The 20,271-nt window shown below is 49.1% G+C and carries 20 protein-coding genes and 1 tRNA gene; 13 read left to right on the forward strand and 8 right to left on the reverse strand.

The genetic code is table 11. From position 1 onward, the window contains the following. Positions 1–209: 209 nt before the first annotated feature. Complete coding sequence (locus MOZ60_RS02615; protein WP_108775203.1) at positions 210–635, forward strand: RrF2 family transcriptional regulator; 426 nt, start codon at positions 210–212, stop codon at positions 633–635. Positions 636–675: 40 nt separating this feature from the next. Here the strand turns inward: MOZ60_RS02615 and MOZ60_RS02620 are convergent, their stop codons facing one another. Both MOZ60_RS02620 and MOZ60_RS02625 read right to left on the reverse strand, forming a co-directional pair. Further along, positions 676–2,001 (reverse strand): MATE family efflux transporter, encoded by a 1,326-nt coding sequence (locus tag MOZ60_RS02620; RefSeq protein ID WP_370595541.1) that lies wholly within the window; start codon positions 1,999–2,001, stop codon positions 676–678. A 69-nt stretch (positions 2,002–2,070) separates the two neighbouring features. After that, positions 2,071–2,220: a hypothetical protein gene (locus MOZ60_RS02625; RefSeq protein WP_370595542.1), complete on the reverse strand. Its 150-nt coding sequence runs from the start codon at positions 2,218–2,220 to the stop codon at positions 2,071–2,073. Between MOZ60_RS02625 and MOZ60_RS02630 the strand changes: the two genes are divergently transcribed. The 4 genes from MOZ60_RS02630 to MOZ60_RS02645 all read left to right on the forward strand — a co-directional run bounded on the left by MOZ60_RS02630 (position 2,220) and on the right by MOZ60_RS02645 (position 6,222). Then, on the forward strand, positions 2,220–2,570 hold the full coding sequence (locus tag MOZ60_RS02630) for a FadR/GntR family transcriptional regulator (RefSeq protein ID WP_370595543.1): 351 nt from the start codon (positions 2,220–2,222) through the stop codon (positions 2,568–2,570). The genes MOZ60_RS02625 and MOZ60_RS02630 overlap by 1 nt on opposite strands. Positions 2,571–2,597: 27 nt before the next feature. After that, entirely contained in the window at positions 2,598–4,355 is a 1,758-nt protein-coding gene (gene ilvD / locus MOZ60_RS02635; RefSeq protein WP_370595544.1) for a dihydroxy-acid dehydratase, read from the forward strand. 231 nt (positions 4,356–4,586) lie between these two features. Beyond that, a complete protein-coding gene (locus MOZ60_RS02640; RefSeq protein WP_370595545.1) occupies positions 4,587–4,790 on the forward strand; it encodes a hypothetical protein in 204 nt (67 codons plus the stop codon). Between the two features lie 196 nt (positions 4,791–4,986). Further along, a complete protein-coding gene (locus MOZ60_RS02645) occupies positions 4,987–6,222 on the forward strand; it encodes an ATP-binding protein (protein WP_370595546.1) in 1,236 nt (411 codons plus the stop codon). A gap of 39 nt (positions 6,223–6,261) precedes the next feature. Here the strand turns inward: MOZ60_RS02645 and MOZ60_RS02650 are convergent, their stop codons facing one another. Continuing rightward, positions 6,262–6,672, reverse strand: coding sequence for a hypothetical protein (locus tag MOZ60_RS02650; RefSeq protein ID WP_370595547.1), 411 nt, complete (start codon positions 6,670–6,672; stop codon positions 6,262–6,264). Further along, complete coding sequence (locus MOZ60_RS02655) at positions 6,665–7,516, reverse strand: pyridoxamine kinase (RefSeq protein ID WP_370595548.1); 852 nt, start codon at positions 7,514–7,516, stop codon at positions 6,665–6,667. The genes MOZ60_RS02650 and MOZ60_RS02655 overlap by 8 nt, the downstream gene beginning before the upstream one ends. Positions 7,517–7,610: 94 nt before the next feature. Between MOZ60_RS02655 and MOZ60_RS02660 the strand changes: the two genes are divergently transcribed. Genes MOZ60_RS02660 through MOZ60_RS02675 form a run of 4 tightly spaced genes read left to right on the forward strand, consistent with a single transcriptional unit; the run spans position 7,611 to position 14,345 of the window. Then, on the forward strand, positions 7,611–8,042 hold the full coding sequence (locus MOZ60_RS02660) for a GNAT family N-acetyltransferase (RefSeq protein ID WP_370595549.1): 432 nt from the start codon (positions 7,611–7,613) through the stop codon (positions 8,040–8,042). A 4-nt stretch (positions 8,043–8,046) separates the two neighbouring features. Further along, on the forward strand, positions 8,047–10,179 hold the full coding sequence (gene ppk1, locus MOZ60_RS02665) for a polyphosphate kinase 1 (RefSeq protein ID WP_370595550.1): 2,133 nt from the start codon (positions 8,047–8,049) through the stop codon (positions 10,177–10,179). Between the two features lie 5 nt (positions 10,180–10,184). Further along, a complete protein-coding gene (locus tag MOZ60_RS02670) occupies positions 10,185–11,843 on the forward strand; it encodes a nucleoside kinase (RefSeq protein WP_370595551.1) in 1,659 nt (552 codons plus the stop codon). 51 nt (positions 11,844–11,894) lie between these two features. Beyond that, complete coding sequence (locus MOZ60_RS02675; protein WP_370595552.1) at positions 11,895–14,345, forward strand: PRD domain-containing protein; 2,451 nt, start codon at positions 11,895–11,897, stop codon at positions 14,343–14,345. Between the two features lie 7 nt (positions 14,346–14,352). Here the strand turns inward: MOZ60_RS02675 and MOZ60_RS02680 are convergent, their stop codons facing one another. Then, on the reverse strand, positions 14,353–14,862 hold the full coding sequence (locus MOZ60_RS02680) for a DUF3284 domain-containing protein (RefSeq protein ID WP_370595553.1): 510 nt from the start codon (positions 14,860–14,862) through the stop codon (positions 14,353–14,355). 281 nt (positions 14,863–15,143) lie between these two features. Here MOZ60_RS02680 and MOZ60_RS02685 point away from each other — a divergent pair, with 281 nt between their 5' ends. The 4 genes from MOZ60_RS02685 to MOZ60_RS02700 are packed head-to-tail and all read left to right on the forward strand — an operon-like array spanning position 15,144 to position 18,523. After that, on the forward strand, positions 15,144–15,428 hold the full coding sequence (locus tag MOZ60_RS02685; protein WP_277634352.1) for a PTS sugar transporter subunit IIB: 285 nt from the start codon (positions 15,144–15,146) through the stop codon (positions 15,426–15,428). Continuing rightward, positions 15,425–16,756, forward strand: coding sequence for a PTS sugar transporter subunit IIC (locus tag MOZ60_RS02690; protein ID WP_370595554.1), 1,332 nt, complete (start codon positions 15,425–15,427; stop codon positions 16,754–16,756). The genes MOZ60_RS02685 and MOZ60_RS02690 overlap by 4 nt, the downstream gene beginning before the upstream one ends. Beyond that, positions 16,756–18,234, forward strand: coding sequence for a glycoside hydrolase family 1 protein (locus MOZ60_RS02695; protein ID WP_370595555.1), 1,479 nt, complete (start codon positions 16,756–16,758; stop codon positions 18,232–18,234). The genes MOZ60_RS02690 and MOZ60_RS02695 overlap by 1 nt, the downstream gene beginning before the upstream one ends. Continuing rightward, positions 18,215–18,523: a PTS lactose/cellobiose transporter subunit IIA gene (locus tag MOZ60_RS02700; RefSeq protein ID WP_370595556.1), complete on the forward strand. Its 309-nt coding sequence runs from the start codon at positions 18,215–18,217 to the stop codon at positions 18,521–18,523. Before MOZ60_RS02695 ends, MOZ60_RS02700 begins: the two co-directional genes overlap by 20 nt. A gap of 31 nt (positions 18,524–18,554) precedes the next feature. On the opposite strand, the gene MOZ60_RS02705 is transcribed toward MOZ60_RS02700, so the two are convergent. The 3 genes from MOZ60_RS02705 to MOZ60_RS02715 form a co-directional block, all read right to left on the reverse strand. Then, complete coding sequence (locus MOZ60_RS02705; protein WP_370595557.1) at positions 18,555–19,415, reverse strand: polyphosphate kinase 2 family protein; 861 nt, start codon at positions 19,413–19,415, stop codon at positions 18,555–18,557. A gap of 21 nt (positions 19,416–19,436) precedes the next feature. Then, entirely contained in the window at positions 19,437–19,931 is a 495-nt protein-coding gene (locus MOZ60_RS02710) for a VanZ family protein (RefSeq protein ID WP_277644958.1), read from the reverse strand. A gap of 76 nt (positions 19,932–20,007) precedes the next feature. Continuing rightward, positions 20,008–20,081: transfer RNA gene (locus MOZ60_RS02715), tRNA-Pro, on the reverse strand. Positions 20,082–20,271: the final 190 nt, after the last annotated feature.

Genomic DNA, 20,271 nt, shown 5'->3' on the forward strand with positions numbered 1-20,271 from the left:
TTGTACCATAAAACATACAACACATACAACATAAAAATGCAAGAAATTTGACAAAAATAGACAAAGAAAAAGCCGCAGTCATGCGGTTTTCGAGAAATTCTATTCAAAACAAACTGTCAAAGTCCCGGCAAGTAAGACATTTTCAGACATTGGGCATCAATAGCCCGATGTCTTTTTTAATGTGCTAGGATAGGGACGAAGGTGTGAATATGAAAGTTTCAACAAGAGGAAGATATTCACTGCGGCTTTTGGCTGATATTGCCAGCCACCAGGATGAAGGGCCGGTATCTTTGAATGACACTGCCAAGCGGCAGGAACTGTCATTGAAGTATCTGGAACTGCTGGCGGCACCGCTTGTCAAAAAGGGCTGGCTGATTACAACCAGAGGAAAAAACGGCGGCTATCAGCTGGCAAAACCGGCCAATGAGATCAATGTCGCCGATGTGCTGGAAGTGACGGATGGACTGGAACCGGTGGAGTGTGTCTCCAATGGAGATTATTCCCAGTGTGACAGCCGGGAGTCCTGTACAACGATCGGTCTTTGGCGTGGTGTTACAGCTGTGCTGCATGACTATTTTGCAAAGATTTCAATTGCGGATCTGGCGGCCGGAAAGTACCGGGATATCAGTGAATAGAAAATGGGCTGCAACAGGTATTCAACTGTTACAGTCCTTTTTAAGTTCTGGTTCGGAAATAACGGTGCTGGAGTGGTGCTTCAAAGGCGAGCATTGCGATCCAGCCGATGAAATAGGTCCACGGGATGGCCGCAAAGCCCATGTGGAAACAGAAGACCATCGGGATTTCGCACAGTACGCGGACACCGATGTTGACAAGACTCGAATACAGCGTGATGCGCAGATCGCCGATGCCTCTGAAATAGCCCTGGATGCCGTTGGTGATACCGGGCAAAATATAGAACCATGCCATGATGGACAGGTAATGGACACCTTCCTGGATGACGGCTTCATCACTTGTAAACAGTGTCATCAGGAAACGGGAGAACAGCCATGTGACAAGGCCGATGGCAATACCGTAGATGATTTCGATCCGCATGCCAAGGAAATAGGATTTCCTGACTCTGTCATCCAGATGGGCGCCTTCATTTTGTGCCATTACCGAAGTCATGGCGTGGGCAATGTTCTGCTGGGGGATGGTCGCAAAGTCATCAAAGCGGTTGACGGCATTAAAGGCCGCAGTGGCATTGACACCCATGGTATTAACAAAGGACTGGGTGCACAGTTTGCCGATCTGCACGGATGACTGCTGCATGGCCGACACAAAGCCAAACGATACGGTTTTGACAAACATGCGGCGGTCAAAGACGAACCATTCTTTTCCTAAGCGCAGCACGGAAATGTGTTTTTTGATATACAGCAGGCACATGATGGCACTGAGCATCTCACACAGGGTTGTGCTGATGGCAGCACCGGCAATACCGGCGTGCAGGATGATGACAAAGAACAGGTCGCCGGCAATGTTGAGACCTGCTGAGACAGCAAGAAAGATCAGCGGGGAAGCACTGTCACCCATTGCCCGCAAGATTGAGGCAAGGTAGTTATAAATAAAGGAAAAGAACAGGCCAAACAGGATGATGCGCATATACTGTACTGCCAAGGGCAGAATATCAGTCTCAACCTGCAGGATGGTCAATACCGGCTTTGCCAGCAGAAAGAGTATCGCTGCGGTGGCAAGGGAGAAGATGCCGCCGGCAATCATGCCGGTGGATACCTGCTTTTTAAGAGCGGGAATATCTTTGGCTCCATAGAGCATACTGACCAGGATTCCTGCTCCCAGACAGATACCGTTGACGAACAGCAATACAAGCGTGATAACCGGGTTGGTTGTACCGATGGCAGCCAGGGCTTCCTTGCCGACAAACCGGCCGACGATCATGGCATCGGCAGCGTTATAGGTCAGCTGTAACAGGGTGCCCAATACAAGTGGAATTGTAAAGAAGATGATCTCCTTGAGCAGCGGCCCTTTTGTCATATCCTTTACCATAGCAAGCCTTCTTTCTGAAACGATTTATATGATACTAAAAAAGCAGGTCTTGTCGACCTGCAGTATGTGTTACGCTTCCTGTGATTCGGGCTTTGTGTGATTGGAAATCAGCACGAATGGTGTATAGATCGCAAAGAAAATCACGATGCAGAGCAGCTGGGTAATAACGGCACCGACATCGCCGCCGGAGGCAACGAAGGCCATGATTCCCGGAGGCATTGTCCATAGCCCTTGCGGCAGAGCGGGCCGATGAAGCGGAGATTGCGAAAATACGCCAGTGCTGTAATGCCTGTGCAGATGATATCCACAATGGCAGCTTGCATCTGCAGGCAGATATTGCCTTTCACAGTGCGATTGTCGAAGCAGCGCACAATGAAGTGCTTGTGCGCATCACGCCAATGATCCATGATGGTGTAGGTGTGTTCATTGACTATCAGAACCATGGTCAGATCGAAATGACGCTGCAGTCACATGAGGCCGTGTGTCAGGCAGTTGAGACAAAAAATCCGGATGCGGCTGAAAAGGCAATGAGAGCACATATGATGCATAACCAGGAATTGATCCGGTAATTTTTTGCGGAAAAGAGGTAAGGAAAGATGCTGAAAAGTCAGAAGATGAGAGAAGTGTCTCCGGAGATGGATCCGCTGCGGCTTGGCAGTGGATGGAAAAAGGAAGATCTTGGCAAACCACAGATCTATATTGAAAGTACGTTCGGGGATTCTCATCCGGGTTCTGCCGGACTGGATCGAATTGTGGAAGATGTGCGCACGGGTGTGAATGATGCCGGCGGTTTTGGGGCAAGATACTTTGTCACGGACATGTGTGATGGGGAAAGCCAGGGCAATGATGGCATCAACTATTCCCTTGTCTCAAGAGAGATGATTGCCAACATGATTGAGATTCAGGAGAATGCAACGCCGTTTGATGCCGGTGTGTATATTTCTTCCTGTGACAAGGGTCTTCCTGGCGGTCTGATGGGCATGTGCCGTGTGAATATTCCTTCTCTTGTGGTATGCGGCGGTGTAATGAAAGCTGGACCGGATCTTCTGACCCTGAATGAGCTTGGCTATTACAGTGCAAAGTATGAGCGTGGTGAGATTGGTGCTGACAGACTAGCCTGGGCAAAACAGAATGCCTGTCCGAGCTGCGGTGCCTGTTCTTTCTTTGGCACAGCCTGCACGATGCAGATCATGGCAGAGGCTCTGGGACTGGCAATGCCCGGAACGGCACTGCTGCCATATGGCAGTAAAATGCTCAAACAGGCTGCTGTTTCTGCTGGCAAGCGCGCGGTTGCATTAGCAAAGGAAGGTTTGCGTCCATCAGACATTGTGACCATGAAATCATTTGAGAATGCGATTCTTGTGCATGCGGCCATCTCCGGCAGCACCAATGCCTTATTGCATCTGCCGGCGATTGCCCATGAGCTTGGCATCACGATCACTGGTGATGACTTTGACCGCCTGCACCGCAAGGCAAAGTATCTGGTTAATATCCGCCCAACGGGAAAGTATCCGGCGGAATTCTTCTATTATGCCGGCGGTGTGCCGATGGTCATGGAACAGATCAAAGAGGAACTGCATCTGGATGTGATGACAGTCACCGGGAAAACACTTGGTGAGAATCTGGAAGAGCTGAAACAGAATGGCTATTATGCACGCTGCCAGGCAGAACTGGAGAAAGCCAACCAGCGATATCATTTGCATTTAAGAAGGCAGGATATCATCCGTGATGGCAGTGATCCGATTGACAGTGATGGTTCGATTGCGGTACTGCATGGCAATCTGGCTCCATTAGGTGCGGTGATCAAGCATACAGCATGTCCGAAAGAGATGTTTCATGCGGTATTAAAGGCACGACCGTTTGACTGTGAAGAAGATGCACTGGATGCCGTGCTGCATCATCGCATTCAGCCGGGTGATGCCGTGATCATCCGGTATGAAGGACCGCAGGGATCCGGCATGCCGGAGATGTTCTATACAACCGAGGCCATTTCTTCAGATCCAGAACTTGGCCGCAGTATTGCCTTGATTACAGATGGGCGCTTCTCCGGTGCTTCCACTGGTCCGGTTATTGGCCATGTATCACCAGAAGCACAGGCTGGCGGGCCGCTGGCGTTGGTAGAAGAAGGCGATCTGATCCAGATTAATATTCCGGAAAGAAAGCTGGAGATTGTCGGCATTCATGGAGAAAAGATGAGCGCAGACAAAATCCATGCTGTATTGCAGGAGAGAAAGGACAATCTCGCTCCGCATCCGCATAAGTATCAAAAAGGGGTGCTGCGTCTGTTTGGCATGCTGGCAGCGTCACCGATGCAGGGTGCCTGGCTGGACTATGATCACATTCAGAAAAAGTGATATTGATTTCACTTCTGCTTGAAGAAGATATTTGCTGTGAGGAAGATACGTAACTTCTATCACAGCATTTTCTTTTGATTTACAGGCGTTCTGGCAGGCATGATACTGCTGTGAAGGCAGGTGGAATGTATAAGAACTGCCATTTTCATCTTTTCCGGAAAGGCAGTCATAATTGTCTTCGTTGCCTGAGGAAACATCAAAGTCAGGCTTTGTGATTTCGACAGTGGATGGATGAAAAAGAGATGGGATATCCATGGCAAGCGGCCGCATGAAATAGAAGGCAAGCAGATCCAGAGCCAGAAAGAATACGATTCCCCAGATGTTCCTTTTCCGTCCGGAAGATGCAGGGTCATCGGGTCTTTGTGCAGACAGCGGATGATCAGAAGCAGAAAGATGACAAACAAAGAGGATGTCAGGAAAAGCCAGCTGAAGTAATAGGCATAGCCAGAGACGGCTGCTGGCATGAAAATCATGGTCATATTCAAGATCAGGGAGACAATCAGCAGCAGTAAATAGTATCCCGAAATCGGGATATAATATTAATATATTCAAAGAATATTCCGATCTCGGGATAAATAATTGCTAATGACTGCAAAATGATATATTCTAACAATAGAATGAGGGACATGTTATGATCATCAGAAAAGAGTATCTGCATCAGCTTGAACAGTGGAAAGATCAGAAGATCATCAAGGTTATTACTGGAATCAGAAGATGTGGCAAGTCTACACTTCTGCAGCAGTTTCAGGATTTTCTGATTCAAACGGGTATATCTGAAAAGCAGATCATTGCAATCAACTTTGAAGATCTTGCTTTCGAAGAACTGTTGGATTATCAGAAACTCTATGCATACATAACGGCGAGGCTACTGACGGGGAAAAGAATGTATGTATTTCTGGATGAGATTCAGAAAGTACAGGATTTTGAAAAAGTGGTTGATAGCTTGTATATTAAAGATTCTGTCGATGTGTACATTACCGGATCAAATGCATTTCTGCTTTCAGGAGATCTCGCGACATTCTTGTCGGGAAGATATATTGAAATCAATATGCTGCCATTGGCTTTCAGGGAATATATGGATGAGGTGAATGGTGAGAACCCCGATCGGGTTTTTGCACAGTATATGAAATTTGGCGGCATGCCGTATGCAGTCCAGCTGGGACAGGATGCGAATCGGATTGATACCTATCTGGAGGGTATATACAATACAATTCTGATTAAAGATATTGAAGATCGTGAAAAAAGACGGAATGATGATCCAAATAAACGCAGAATCAATGATGTTACGCTGCTGAAAAATATTTCCCGTTTCCTGGCAAGTACAGTTGGAAGTCCTGTGTCTTTGAACAAGATTGCTGGTTATATCACTTCAACTGGCCGTAAAGTATCGCCGACAACAGTGGCAGAATATGTGGAAGCCTTATGTGAACCGTATATTTTCTATCGGGTTCAACCAATTAATGTTTCCGGAAAGCAGCTTTTGGATACAGTCTGCAAGTATTACATTGCGGATCTTGGCTTGCGCAACTATATTCTTCCCCGACAGAACTATGACCTTGGTTTTTCCTTGGAAAATGTGGTTTATCTTGAACTGCTCCGCAGAGGATTTGAAGTCAATTCAGGCAGGATTGGTATGCTGGAAGTTGATTTTGTGGCAAAAAAGAATGATCTTTACCGTTATTATCAGGTCACGGCGAGTCTTACGGATCAGAAAACATTTGAGCGTGAAATGAAGCCGTTTGAACAAATAAAGGATAATTATCCCAAGACAATACTGACGCTGGATCGCTTTTCTCTGGGAAATTACAATGGTATTCAAGTGGTCAATGCAGTTGATTGGCTGCTGGATCCAGGTCTGGATGCATAAAGAAATACCGGAAAGCGATGCTGCCTTCCGATATTCCTGTCATTTCTTCTTTTTCTTGTGTTTCAGGCGGTCTGCCATTCTGGTCAGTGCAGATGCCTGCAGATAGTAATCCTGTGCATGTGTTTTCAAAGCTGGATATTCTTTGGCAAGCTCGCGCAGAACATCTCCCTGTTCTTTTTCACTTCCTGCCATATCGAGAAACAGCCTGCGCTTTCCGAGTATGGACCAGCGCTTGAGAAACTTCAGATCGGCATCTGTGCCGGTCACTTCCTTCTTTGTGATCACGGTCAGAGCAGTGATGGTTTTCTGGCGGCTGCGTGCTGCTTTAAGCAATGGTTCTGAGAAGGAAGGATCTTTGTCAAACATCTGGGCAATGCCTTCATACGTAATCACGGCATTGGCCGCATACTGCTGTGCCTTGGCCAGCATCTTTTCGTGTTTTTTATCCATTGTTCTGTTCCTTTATCTCTGCACACTGCCGGCAAAGCCAAGGCAGTACCTGCTCAAAGTTGACGCCGTAGTCATTGTGATCTTTCTCCTGCAGGGTTGCTTCAATGCTTCGGGAGATGAATTCACAGGCCAGTTGGAGTGCATCTTCCATTGCCATGCCCTTTGTAAGTCCGGCTGCCAGCACCGAGGCAAACAGATCTCCTGTGCCGTGAAAATGAACGGGCTGTTCCTTTGCCATGGCCCAGAAGAACCTGTCTTCTTTCCTGCTGTATGCAAAGGCACCAAGCTTTCCTGCCTCTCTGGATACGCCGGTGATGACGGCTGTCTGGGCACCATTGGCACATAATGCACTGCACATATATTTCAACTGTGCCTCATCAGGGGAGGGATTGTATGGCATGTCCAGCAGGAAGCACGCTTCACAGAGATTTGGTACGATGACATCTGCTTTTGCACACAGGGATTTCATTGCCTGAACAAAGCCTGTGCCAAAGCCTGGATACAGTTTTCCTTCATCTCCCATGCAGGGATCTACCAGCCGCAGGCGGTCTTTTCCGAACTGTGCAAACAGTCCGGCCGCAATGGCAATCTGGTCAAGGGAGCCAAGATAGCCTGTATAGATGGCGTCAAAGGCAAAATGTTCCTGTTTCCATACATGGATGATCTTTTCCAAGTCGCCGGTCAGATCAAGAAAGGTAAAATGGGAAAAGGCGGTATGCGTAGATAAGACTGCTGTTGGCAGGACTGCGCATTCAATGCCCATGGCACTGATCACTGGCAGTGCTGCGGTCAGGGAACATTTGCCGACACAGGAGAGATCCTGCATGGTAAGAATCTTTTTCATTGACATCCTCCGGATACGTCTGACATTATAGCAGGATTTGCATGTGTGACGCATTGGCGGCGGTGTTTGGGTGTAAAATGGGGAAGTGTTGACAATGAAACAGACAGAATCCGTCACTTTGCGCAGGATACAGAAACAGGATGAAAACGTTGTGCGGAATTTGTTTGACTTTGCGATGCCCGATGAAGCGTGCCGTCTGTTTGTGACTGCATGCCTGCAGGATGGTGCGGTGCATGAGCTGGTCTGTCTTGGCTCTGCATGCATTGGCATGGTTTCTGCGGATCATGGTGAGATCAGCTACCGGATCCAGAAACCATGGCGTCATCATGGCTTTGCCAGTATGGCCGTGTGCCTGTTCTGCCAGAGGCATCCGATGGATCTGTGGGCAAGAGTGGAGAGGGATAATGTGGAAAGCATTGCTGTTCTGAAAGCAAATGGCTTTCAGATCGATAGTGCTGCAGATCATTTGCTGTATTTTACAAGGCATTTACAATCGACTGATAAGATAGCTAAAGTGGGGTGGTGACAATATGATCAAAGACTTATATGAAATGGGCTGCACACAGAACCGTGAAATTTCCTGGCTGCGCTTTGATGACCGCGTGCTGAATGAGGCAAAAGACGAAAGCGTGCCGCTGCTGGAGAGACTGAAGTTTGTCTCGATCTACACTTCCAACCTGACCGAGTTCTTCCGGGTCAGAGTCGGCTCTCTCTATGATATGGAGAAGGTCAAGTTTGATGCCGTGGATAATAAGTCTGGCCTGACGGCGAAGGGACAGTTGGATGCGATTTATCCGGCCGCAAGACGTGGGTGCCGCAAACGTGACAAGGTCTATGCCCAGCTGCGCCAGGAGATGGCAAAAGAAGGCATCTGTGATCTGGACATGGATGGGGTGACCAAGGACGAGCAGAAGTACCTCAAGAAGTATTACAAGACCATGGTTGAACCGGTATTGACAGCCCAGATTGTGGATACCCACCATCCATTCCCGAACCTGCTGAATGATCATATCTATATTGCCGCTGTGATCCGTTTGAAAAAGCATGGTGTGTTTGGCTTTGTGGCGATTCCGCCGAGTCTGGGTGATATCGTCATTCTGCCTAATGAACAGCAGCTGCGCTTTGTGCATACCGAAGATCTGGTGCGCTATTATGCGGGCTCTTTGTTCCCGGATGCACAGATTCAGGAGACACTGAAATTCAAGATTGCGCGTTCTGCTTATATTGATCCGGAAGATGAAGCGTTTGATGATATTCATGACTATCGGAAGAAGATGCTCAAGGTGCTCAAGGAGCGCCGTAAGATGCATGTCACCCGTATTGTGCTGTCTGACCATCCTTCCCGTGCCCTTGGCAAATATCTGTTCCGTCATCTGGATGTGACCACCCAGATGCAGTTTGTCTGCACGGTTCCTTTCTCTTTGAAGTATGCGTTCTCGCTGGGCCGCTGCCTGAATGAAGAACAGCAGAAGAAGTATCTGTATCCGCCATATGAGCCAAAGCTTTCTCCTGCCTTCGACTATCATCAGCCGCTGTTTGATCAGATTCTGAAGAAGGATGTCCTGCTGTCTTATCCATATGAATCCATGGCACCATTTTTGAATCTGGTGAAGCAGAGTGCAGATGATGATAATGTTGTCGCGATCAAGATCACGATCTACCGTCTTGCCTCCCATGCCCGTCTGGTGGAGTACCTGTGCCAGGCTGCAGAGAATGGCAAGGAAGTCGATGTGCTGATTGAGCTGAAAGCACGCTTTGATGAGCAGAATAATATCGACTATTCCCAGAAGCTGGAGGATTCCGGCTGCAATGTCTTCTATGGTTTTGAACACTACAAGGTGCATTCCAAGATCTGCCTGATCACCCGTAAGGATGCCGGTGGCAAGCCTCAGCATGTCGCACTGGTGGCAACTGGCAATTTCAACGAGAATACAGCCAGGCAGTATACCGATCTTGCCTTCTTAACTGCGGACAAAGCAATCATTGCGGATGCAGTCAATTTCTTCCAGAACATGATGATTGGCAAGCTGGATGGCACCTATAAGTCTCTGCTGGTGGCACCGGTGTCTTTGAAGCCGACGCTGCTGGAATTGATTGAACGTGAAACAAAGAAGGGGCCAAAAGGATATATCTTTGTCAAGATCAATGGATTGACGGATGAGGATCTCATTGGCGCTTTGATTGAGGCCTCTCAGGCTGGTGTCAGGATTGATATGGTCATCCGCGGTATTTCCTGTCTTCTGCCGGGTATCAAAGGAAAGACAGAAAACATTCATATCCGTTCGATTGTAGGACGCTATCTGGAACATTCCCGCATATATATCTTTGGCACAGGCAGAAACCAGCGTATGTATATCTCTTCGGCTGACTTTATGACCAGAAACACGGAGAGACGTGTGGAGATTGCCTGCCCGATCAAGGATGCAGAGATCCGCAAGCGGATTCTGGCTTATGTGGATCTGTGCCTGAAGGATAATGTCAAGGCACGTGTCATGGGTACCACAGGCCGCTACCGCAAGGTGCATTCGGCTGCGGAGCCGCTGTCCTGCCAGGATGAGTGCATGAAGCTGACCAAGGGGGCACCGGATCAGCCGCATCGTCATAAGGGAACAAGACAGGCAGTTGTATTTGATACCCGGTTTGGAAAGAAAAAGAGTAAATAGATAAAATGATTGATTTGTTTTTGAAGGATCCGGATGGTCAGGAGCATTACCTGCAGGTAAAGGAAGGCACCAGTGTGCCGGAAGTCATTGCCATGGGAAACTATCCCCATGCCATCCTTTCCTGCCGTATCAATAATGTGAATATGCGTCTGGATACTGTGCTGACAAAGAGCTGCCATCTGGACCTGCTGGATCTGCGGGATAACTATGCCAACATGTCCTTCCAGTCCTCTCTGATCTTCCTGTATATGGAGGCAGTGCACAGAGTGCTTGGCAGAGAAGCCCATATTACGGTGCTGAATTCTTTGAGCAAAGGTTTGTATACAACGGTCAGAGCAACGCTGAACAGTGATGATACTGCCAGAATTGAGCAGGTCATGCATGATCTTGTGCGGCAGGATCTGCCGTTTCAGGAAGAGAAGCTGACAAAGCAGGAGATGATGGATCATCTGAAGCAGTTGCCGCATTCCACTGGCAGAAGGCTGCGGCTGATGCAGACAAGTGACTCTCTGGAGAGTGCAAGCCTGTGCCGGTTTGCTGGCTGTGAAGATCTGTTCTATGTGCATCTGCTTCCCTCAAGCCGCTATTGCGAGCCATTTTCGCTGAAGAGGTACCGCAATGGCATTCTGCTGCAGTTTCCATTGCAGTCTGATCCGGACCACATTGCACCGTTTGTGGAGCAGAAGCTGCTGTATGATGCCTTTGCTGAGGAGACGCATTGGGAACATCTGCTGTCGATTGATTATGCCGGGGATCTCAATGCCTGCATGAAGGCAGACTATCAGGAAGTTGTCATGCTTTCAGAAGCCCTGCATGAAAAGAAGATTGGTGAAATTGCCCAGCGCATAGCACAGCAGAAAAAGAGGATGGTGCTGATTGCCGGTCCTTCTTCCTCCGGCAAGACTTCCTTTGCCCGCCGTCTGTGCATTCAGCTGCGGGTGTGCGGTCTGCATCCTTTGTATCTTGGCACCGATGATTATTTTAAAAACAGGGACGAGCTGATTCCGGATGAAAATGGCAATCTGGATTTTGAATCGCTGGATGCTGTGGATACGGATCTGTTTACAGCTCAGATGAATGATCTGCTGGCGGGAAAGAAAGTGGATCTGCCGACTTTTGACTTTATTACGGGAAAGAAGGTCTATGGACGCCGCATCACTTCGATTGAAAGCAGCCAGCCGATTGTGATGGAGGGCATTCATGGCCTGAATCCGGCTCTGACAGGGGGAATTGCGGATGATGAAAAGTTCCGCATCTATATTTCGCCGCTGACATCCATCTCAATTGATCCTCACCACCGGGTGCCGACGACGGATGCCCGCATGCTGAGAAGGATTGTGCGGGATGCCCGTACCCGGAATCGTTCGGCTGCGATGACACTGCATGACTGGGCAAGTGTGCGCAGGGGCGAGGAGAAGTGGATCTTTCCGTACAACGATACCGCGGATGCCTTCTTTAACTCTTCGCTTGTCTATGAAATTGCAGCATTGAAAAAATATGCCGATCCGTTATTAAAGCAGATTGATCCCAGCAGTGATCAGTATCCGGAGGCACAGAGAATGATTGAATTCCTGAAGTTCTTTGCGGTGATGCCGGATGATGCCTGCATTGCCAATAATTCGATTCTGCGTGAATTTATCGGAGGTTCTATTCTGATAGATTGACCCGGGGGGGCCCGGGTTTTTATGTGCTCCTGTTCTGGTACAATATAGGACGTGAAACGCAAGAAAGAAGAAATATTTGTCTATGTGCAGCAGAGTGTGCTGACTGGCAGGATGGATGGCATAACGACGGAACAGGTTGCTCTGGCTCTTGGCCTGCAGCGTTCCAATGTGTCCAGTGCCCTGAATGCTCTGGTGAAGGAGGGCAGACTGACCAAGACGGGACACCGTCCGGTTGCCTATGGACTGCCGGCTGACAGTCAGGACAGCACTGCTTCTGTCTTTGACAAGCTGATTGGTGCGGATACGGTTCTTGCCGGTGCGATTGAGGCTGCCCAGGCGTATCTGCTGTATCCCAGCCGTCCCGGCGCACTGTTGCTGGTGAGTCAGGATGATACGGTCAGTTTTGGCTTTGCCCGTCTGATGTATGCCTTTGCCTGCCAGAACAGGGTGCTTTCGGATGGGACAGGATGGCAGCTGCTCAATTGTGCCTTGGTTCAGCCGGATGCGGCCAGCCTGCAGAAGGAAGTCAAAAGTGATGCGGGCATGGTGCTGGTGACGCACACAGAGGTGCCTGCGCCTCAGGAGATGGCACGCCTGGTTGATGCTGCCTGCCGTCAGAAGAAACGCATCTGGGTTTTCTCTGTGCCGCATGAAAAAAATGAAGACAGTGGCGCCCCAGTGATTGTGCTGCCTCCGCTTTCTGCTTTTGGCATGAAGGAACAGATGCGCATTGTGGAGATGATTCTTGCTCAGGAGGCAAAGAATACTGGATGCGATCTGGATATTTCCCGGGAAGCATTTCTGGATTTTGTGCTGTATGAGCAGAAGGAAAAGCTGCAGGTTCTGCAGCATGAGATACGCTCTGCCTGTGCGCTTGCCTATCGGCGCAGTGCTGGGCAGGAAAAACCTGTGATGCATGTTGTTGTGAATGATCTGTCTGCTGCGGTGAAGGATTACAGCGTGGTGGCAGGGCGGCAGATGCGCTCGTTGAAAGATCTGGTTTCCGGGGATGTGCTGCAGTTTGATCATAAACTGGGATTTCTCAGTTTTGATGCCATGCGGAAGGAGATTTATCAGATCGTCAGGCAGGAGGATGAAAGGCGCCTGCCTTCCGGAAATGCAGAAATGTCTGAAACAGGGGAGCTGGCTAAGGTGGTGGATCCCCGCCTGATTCAGATGGTGTCGATCTGGCTGGAAAAGACAAAGGAGACGCTGCACCGCAGTTTTGCACCACAGGTCTTTTATGGCATCTGCCTGCATCTGAATGCCTATGCGCACAGGTCTTTTCAGCCTTCGGTGCTGCCTGATGACAAACTGCAGGATGTGGTGGAAAATCATGCGGAGGAATACCAGTGTGCCTTTTCTCTTGCCAGGACGCTGTATGATGCCATTGGCCTTGAACTGAATACAAAAGAGATTGCGGATCTGGCAGAATATCTGCTTGTTCATTCCCACCAGGAGAATCATCCCGTGCTGCTGTATGCCTTTCATGGCTCTGGAGCAGCAGCTGCTCTTGCCGATGCGACCAATGCCCTGACGCATCTGCATAATGCCTATGGATTTGATATGGATCTGGACAAAGACCCCTCCCTGGCAAGGCAGCAGCTGGAACAGCTTGTACGCCGCATTGACCGTGGTGCCGGCATTGTTGCGATCTATGATATGGGTTCCTTCAGGGCGATGCTGGAGAGCATTTCTGCTGCTGTAAAAACAGTCATCCGGTGCATCTATATGCCGGTGACGCTGTGGGGACTGGATCTTGCCAGAATGTGTTCGCGGACAGACAATGCGGATGATGTGTATCATGGCTTCATGCTGGAGAACAGGGAACTTCGGTCGGATCCGGAGAAGAAGCAGCAGGTTATTGTAACCCTGTGCCAGACGGGAGAAGGCGGGGCAATGGAGCTCAAACGCTATATTGACCAGTATTCACATCTTGGCATGCCGGCGATTGCCATGTCGATTGACAACCGGGAACAACTTGCCAGAAGGATCGAAATACTGAGGCGGACATGCTGGGTTCATGCTTTTGTCGGCACATTCAATCCGCATATGTTTGGCATACCGTTTATTCCGGTATCACGTATTTTTGCCAATCCGAAGGAAGTGCTGGATCAGGTGCTGACCTTTGCACCAGTGCGCACCAGTGGGAAAAACTATGATCAGGTATATGAATTCCTGCAGGGAGAGTTCCATTATGCGTCCATTCCCCGGCTGAAGGAGCTGCTGCCGGGAGTGGTTGATACGCTGCGGGATGACTATGGCCTGAATGATCAGCAGGAAGACGGAATCTTTATTCATATTGCCTGTGCGGTTGAGCGCATTCTTGCCGGGAAGCCGGCGCCTTCGGTGGAAAAGGAACAGAAGGATAAGGTGTGGCGTGCCTGCCGTGATGATCTGAATAATGTGGCAAGGATTATGCGCCGTCTGGAGAAGGGCTTCCATCTTGTGTTTGCGGATGATGATCTGGTGACTCTGGTTATCATGCTCAAGCATTTGTAAAAAGCTGTCAGGATTTATTTTTCCCTGACAGCTTTTCTGACAGATGCTTCATTGTTCTGGTGCCGGGCATCGGCTTTGGTTCGGGCAGATGGTTCTTTTCCCGCAGCAGATCCTCATACATACTGCCAAGGACCCTGGCCATGCGGGAATGCCAGGCAAAGGAATAGAAGCTGCGTTTCAGAGCTGACATGCCTTCCTTTTTCTGGTCATAGGCGCTGATGGCGGATGTCATCGTGACTTCCAGCCTGCCATCCTTTTCTCTTGTACAAAATGTATTTGTCATGGTTTCCTGCAGACTGCGGGCAGTCACCTGATAGATTTTTCCACGCTGATAATCATCAATAACAATGACAGTGTCTGCGCCGCCGTCAGCGCCTTTGCGGCGGTAGCGAAAGCCGCTGAAGTCCTGCGCTTTCACCGTTCTGCCGGTATTCTGCCGGATTTCTTCTGCGATCTTCTTTTCCAGATAATCATAGAAAGCATCACTGCTGATATCCCATGTTCTGATCAGTTTCATAGGGCTATTGTAATGTGCCTGGCACAGATTTGCCAGACCTGTACAATTGCACAAAAGCATTTACAGCGATACGGAATCACAGATGAATATACACAAATGTGGTAAAACGTTACAAGTTTTATACACATTCCGCAAATGAGACGGAAATCACGTAAAAAACGGATGGAATACACAGGCAAAGTGTATAAATAAATATTTTCAGGCATACGCAGGGAGGTTGATGCAGAAATGGAAGCGAATACAATTCATACTGTGATGGGAGCAATGTGCCTGTGAAGATCATGATTCTGTGCGCGGCTGGAATGTCATCCGGACTGCTGGTGAAAAAGATGAATCAGTACAGTGAGAGCCATGGATTAAACTGGACGATTCAGGCGGAAACAGTGTTTGTGTATGACAGCCGGCAGCGTGTGGATGCTGTGCTGATTGCGCCGCAGGTTGGCTATAAGCTGCAGGATGTCAGGCGTCAGTCTGGTGTTCCTTGTGCGGTGCTGGATGCCTTTGATTATGCGACAGGAAATTGTTCTCATATTGCAGATCTGGTCCGTCAGATGACGGATCAATGAAAGGGGTAACTATGGACGGTTTCTTTAATTCCAAATTCATGCAGGGACTGCAGAATGGCGGCCAGAAGCTGGCAACCAATCCGTTTGTTTCTGCACTGCAGTCAGCAATGATGTCAATGATGGCTCCGATTATGGTTGGCGCAATCTTCACAATCATTGATGCTGTATGCTGCAATCTTTTCCATCTGTGGACAGCAGACTCCACGATCTATCTGACTATCTACAAGCCTTATGAATTTACCATGAATACGATTTCCATCTGGCTTGTCTTCCTGCTTGGCTACAACTATGCCAAAAACTGCGGTCTCAAGTCACCGGTCATGTCCGGTATTGACAGTGCGGTTGTTTTCCTGATCGTCGCTTCTTCTGTTTCTGTAACAGAAGCCGGCGTATCCGTGATGGATATGACCTATCTTGGCGCGCAGGGCATGTTTATTGGCTTCCTGATCTGCTGGGTTACGATCCGGGTGGAAAAGTTCTGCGTGGATCACAATGTCCGCATCAAGATGCCGGATGTATGTCCGCCGGCTCTGGTCAATGGCTTCTCTGCCATTCTCCCGCTGCTGTTTGCCGTTGTTCCGTGTTACCTTGTTGATATCATCATCCGCGCTGTATCGGGTGGATCGCTTGGTCTGTGCGCAGGATTCATGTTTATTCTGTCTTATCCGCTGAATGCGCTGATTTCTGTGCCTGGCATGATTGTTCTCGGCATTCTTGCCGGTCTGATGTGGCTGTTTGGCATCCATGGCACAATGATTCTTGTCTCAGTACTGATGGCACCGATGATTCAGGCAATCGCTGCCAATGAAGCGCTGTTTGCGGCCGGCACAAAGCTGACGTTTGCCAATGGCTTCAATGCTTCCTTCCTGTTTGGGTGCATGGCTGTCTGCGGCGGTACCGGCAATACATGGCCGGCTGTCATCTGGGGCACGCGCCGGGCAAAGTCAAAGCAGATTCAGGCTGTTTCAAAGATCGCTCTTGTGCCGGGCTGGTTTGGCATCAATGAGCCGGTTACCTTCGGCTTCCCGGTTATGTATAACCCGGTGCTTGGCATTCCGTATGTACTGACCATTCCGGTCAATATGCTGATTACATACTTCCTTGGCTGGCGTACAGGCTTCCTTGTTCCAAGCCACATTGCCATCATGTCGCTGCTGCCGATGGGCTTTGGCGGTTTCCTGGGATCACTGAGCTGGCATAACTTTGTCTGGGATTACATTATGTTGATCCCGGATGCGCTGATCTGGATCCCGTTTATGAAGGTGTATGACAAACAGCTGTATGAGCAGGAGCAGAAGGCTGCTGCGGAAGAGAAGGCGGCTGCGTGATGAAGTTTCCGAAGGATTTTCTTTGGGGCGGTGCTACTGCTGCCAATCAGTATGAGGGTGCCTGGAATGAGGATGGCAAAGGCCCCAATACATCAGATGTGATTACCAATGGCTCCCATACGACGCCGCGGCGCATTACCTGGCGCATGGCAGATGGCAAAACCGGCAGTATTCCGATGGCTTTTGGCGGCAGTATGGAGTTCCCGCAGGGGGCAGAGCCGGCAGTTGTTGATGGGGAATATTATCCGAGTCATACAGCTACGGACTTCTATCATCATTACAAGGAAGATATTGCCCTGATGGGGGAGATGGGCTTCAAGTGTTTCCGTATGTCCATGAACTGGGCACGCATCTATCCCAATGGGGATGATGAACAGCCCAATGAAGCTGGTCTGCGCTTCTATGATGATGTGTTTGATGAGTGCAAAAAGTACGGTATTGAGCCGCTTGTTACGCTGAGCCACTATGAGACGCCGCTGCATCTTGCCATTGCGTACAATGGCTGGACAGACCGCCGCCTGGTGGATTTCTATGTCCGCTATGCAACGACAGTCATGAAGCGTTATAAGGGCAAGGTGAAGTACTATCTGACTTTCAATGAGATCAACTGCATGGATATGATGCCCTTCATGGCAGGCGGCATCATGACTGGGGATGCGCAGTCCCGTGCGCAGGGTGCACATAACCAGTTTGTGGCAAGCGCCCTGACGGTAAAGGCTGCCCATGAAATTGATCCGGAGATCAAGGTCGGACAGATGCTGGCTTATCAGCCAACCTATGCTTACACGTGTGATCCTGCGGATCAGCTGAAAGTGATGGAAATGCAGCATAATACGCTGTTCTATGCGGATGTACAGACCGGCGGTGCATATCCTGCATGGCGTTTGAAGCAGTATGAGCGTGAAGGCGTCAAAGTACAGATGGAACCTGGTGATCTGCAGCTTCTGAAGGATTACAGCGCAGACTTCCTGAGTTTCTCCTGCTACGGCTCTTCAACAGTATCTACCCACAAGGAAGCGGCAGGCTCTGGCAATATGATGCCTGGTGCGGTGAAAAATCCGTATCTGGAAAGCAATGCCTGGGGATGGGAAACGGATCCTGACTGCCTGCGGATTGCCCTGAATACGCTGTATGACCGCTATCACAAGCCTTTGTGGGTTGTGGAGAACGGCATTGGCTGGAATGATGTCAAAGAGGCGGATGGTTCCGTGCATGACAGCTACCGGATTGATTATCTGCGCAAGAATATCGCATCCATGCGTGATGCGGTATGCCTGGATGGCATTCCGCTGATGGGTTATACCATGTGGGGATGCATTGATCTTGTTTCGGCAGGAACTGGCGAAATGAGAAAGCGCTACGGCTTTGTCTATGTCGATCGTGATGACAAGGGACAGGGCACTCTGGCCAGAAGTAAGAAAGATTCGTTTGGCTGGTATCAGAAAGTGATTGCCAGCGATGGCGAAGATCTCGACTGACTCGATTTCAGAGCTGACTGCGCTTCTGCATAAAGCCAGGCAGTTATGTCTGGCTTCGATCGATGCCAGCCTGTCTGGCCAGTATCAAAAGGCACAGCATCTGCTGGATGATGGTATGCGGCAGTTTGTACAGGCACACCGTATCCATGCGGCGATGCTGGCAAGTGAGGATCAGGATGTGGATTTTGCCGTTGTGCATGCGGAAGATCTGCTCATGAGTGCAGAACTGTTTACAGTGATGGCTGCCCGTTTTATCAAAGCTGCTGAAAAAGGAAAAGTCTCGATGTGATCACTTCACACCGAGGCTTTTTTGACGTGATTCAGATTTCCTGTTCGAGCTCTTTGCGGTAACGGGCAAATTCTGCTTCCCGTTCTTTTGTGACCTTTGGATACTGCGGATCCATATCTTTGAGTGTTTTCAGAATGATCTCAGAGACGAGGTATCTCATATACCATTTGTGGTCTGCCGGGATGACATACCATGGGCATTCCTTTGTGGCTGTGGCATTGATGGCATCCTCGAAGGCTTTCTGGTAGGCGTCCCAGTACTGACGTTCACTGTAGTCACCTGCGGAGAACTTCCAGTTCTTCTCCGGTTCATCCAGCCGTGCCAGGAAGCGTTTTGCCTGTTCTTCTTTGGAAACATGCAGGAAGAATTTAACGGTGCGTACACTGTTGCGGTACAGGTATTTCTCAAAGTGGCAGATGTCTTCATACCGGTCTTTGATGACGTCATCATTCTTGATTCTGTCGGCATGGCCCTGGGTTTCATACAGTTTCTTGACTTTGCCAATCAGGACATCCTCATACTGAGAACGGTTGAAGATGGCAATTTCACCTTTGGCAGGCACCTGCTGCTCTACACGCCACAGGAAGTCATGGGCGAGTTCATTGGAAGAAGGCTGCTTGAAGGCTGCCTCAAAGACACCATGGGGTGACAGACACTGCAGGACTGCACGGATCGTGCCATCCTTGCCGGCGGCGTCCATGGCCTGAAACAGGAAGATGACGCCTTCTTTCTTTTCGGCATACAGCTTCTGCTGGAGTTCATCGATTTTCTTGTTGTTTTGATCCAGCTTCTGTGCGGCTTCCTCCTTGTCTTTGCACATGTGGGTTTCACTGGTAGAAGCCTCATTGATCCTGAATTTCTTACTGCCGTCAAAGCAATATTGCGATAGCATTTGATTCACATCCTTTCGCCCTCATGATAGCACGTTATGTGCATCGAGAAAGCGGTGGAAAGCACGATAGAGCAGACAGCCAAGCAGGGCGCCAAAGGTATTGGTGATCAGATCGGTGATGTCGCATACTCTGTTAATGGTGATCCATGGCTGCAGGACTTCAATGGCAAAGGAGATTGCGGCACAGATCAATGTTGTGGAAAGAATGGATTTTCTGCGGTGCCATGCCATGAAGAAGCCCATGGGCATAAACAGGAGAATATTGAGGATGATCTGGCGGTGATAGTCTCCATAGGCAAAGAAATAGTCACGGAAGGGGATGAGGTTGATGCTGGGGGCATCGAAGGTTGGAACGATAGGGGCAAGGGTGCCGTAGAAGACGATGCAGAGGTATAGGTAATAGATGGATTTGAGTAGAATATTCTTTTTCGGCTGTCCTTTCAGACGGGGCAGAAAGAAAAAAAGGTAGAGACCCAGCAGGATCAGGCAGTCGATGTATTTGACAGCAGTGTACATAGCAGCCTCGATTCTATTCCGTTTGCAGTGTACTTGCAAAAGAAAAAGGAAAGTTCTGTTTGAACTTTCCTTCAGGTCGGGATTACGGGATTCGAACCCATGACCTCTTCGTCCCGAACGAAGCGCGCTACCAAACTGCGCTAAATCCCGATCGCGTCATTCATTATACCAAGGGGATTTATAAAAAGCTACTATGAATTTGAAATTTGCTTTTGGCGCGATGAATGCGGTTACAGCCAAATATGTGTAAAATTCAGGGTTTTATGCATTTACAACGTTTGGAAAATCATTATACTACTACAGGATGCGATAAAAATGGATCGCAATAGGATTAACCAAG

The organism is Grylomicrobium aquisgranense (genome assembly GCF_033971865.1).
Classification (GTDB): Bacteria; Bacillota_I; Bacilli_A; order Erysipelotrichales; family Erysipelotrichaceae; genus Bulleidia; species Bulleidia massiliensis.

Coding starts and splice junctions, on each gene's coding strand:
- MOZ60_RS02615 (WP_108775203.1), top strand. CDS start 210: ATGAAAGTTTCAACAAGAGGAAGATATTCACTGCGGCTTTTGGCTGAT.
- MOZ60_RS02620 (WP_370595541.1), bottom strand. CDS start 2,001: ATGGTAAAGGATATGACAAAAGGGCCGCTGCTCAAGGAGATCATCTTC.
- MOZ60_RS02625 (WP_370595542.1), bottom strand. CDS start 2,220: ATGCCTCCGGGAATCATGGCCTTCGTTGCCTCCGGCGGCGATGTCGGT.
- ilvD (WP_370595544.1), top strand. CDS start 2,598: ATGCTGAAAAGTCAGAAGATGAGAGAAGTGTCTCCGGAGATGGATCCG.
- MOZ60_RS02640 (WP_370595545.1), top strand. CDS start 4,587: ATGAAAAAGAGATGGGATATCCATGGCAAGCGGCCGCATGAAATAGAA.
- MOZ60_RS02645 (WP_370595546.1), top strand. CDS start 4,987: ATGATCATCAGAAAAGAGTATCTGCATCAGCTTGAACAGTGGAAAGAT.
- MOZ60_RS02650 (WP_370595547.1), bottom strand. CDS start 6,672: ATGGATAAAAAACACGAAAAGATGCTGGCCAAGGCACAGCAGTATGCG.
- MOZ60_RS02655 (WP_370595548.1), bottom strand. CDS start 7,516: ATGAAAAAGATTCTTACCATGCAGGATCTCTCCTGTGTCGGCAAATGT.
- MOZ60_RS02660 (WP_370595549.1), top strand. CDS start 7,611: ATGAAACAGACAGAATCCGTCACTTTGCGCAGGATACAGAAACAGGAT.
- ppk1 (WP_370595550.1), top strand. CDS start 8,047: ATGATCAAAGACTTATATGAAATGGGCTGCACACAGAACCGTGAAATT.
- MOZ60_RS02670 (WP_370595551.1), top strand. CDS start 10,185: ATGATTGATTTGTTTTTGAAGGATCCGGATGGTCAGGAGCATTACCTG.
- MOZ60_RS02680 (WP_370595553.1), bottom strand. CDS start 14,862: ATGAAACTGATCAGAACATGGGATATCAGCAGTGATGCTTTCTATGAT.
- MOZ60_RS02685 (WP_277634352.1), top strand. CDS start 15,144: ATGATTCTGTGCGCGGCTGGAATGTCATCCGGACTGCTGGTGAAAAAG.
- MOZ60_RS02690 (WP_370595554.1), top strand. CDS start 15,425: ATGAAAGGGGTAACTATGGACGGTTTCTTTAATTCCAAATTCATGCAG.
- MOZ60_RS02695 (WP_370595555.1), top strand. CDS start 16,756: ATGAAGTTTCCGAAGGATTTTCTTTGGGGCGGTGCTACTGCTGCCAAT.
- MOZ60_RS02700 (WP_370595556.1), top strand. CDS start 18,215: ATGGCGAAGATCTCGACTGACTCGATTTCAGAGCTGACTGCGCTTCTG.
- MOZ60_RS02705 (WP_370595557.1), bottom strand. CDS start 19,415: ATGCTATCGCAATATTGCTTTGACGGCAGTAAGAAATTCAGGATCAAT.
- MOZ60_RS02710 (WP_277644958.1), bottom strand. CDS start 19,931: ATGTACACTGCTGTCAAATACATCGACTGCCTGATCCTGCTGGGTCTC.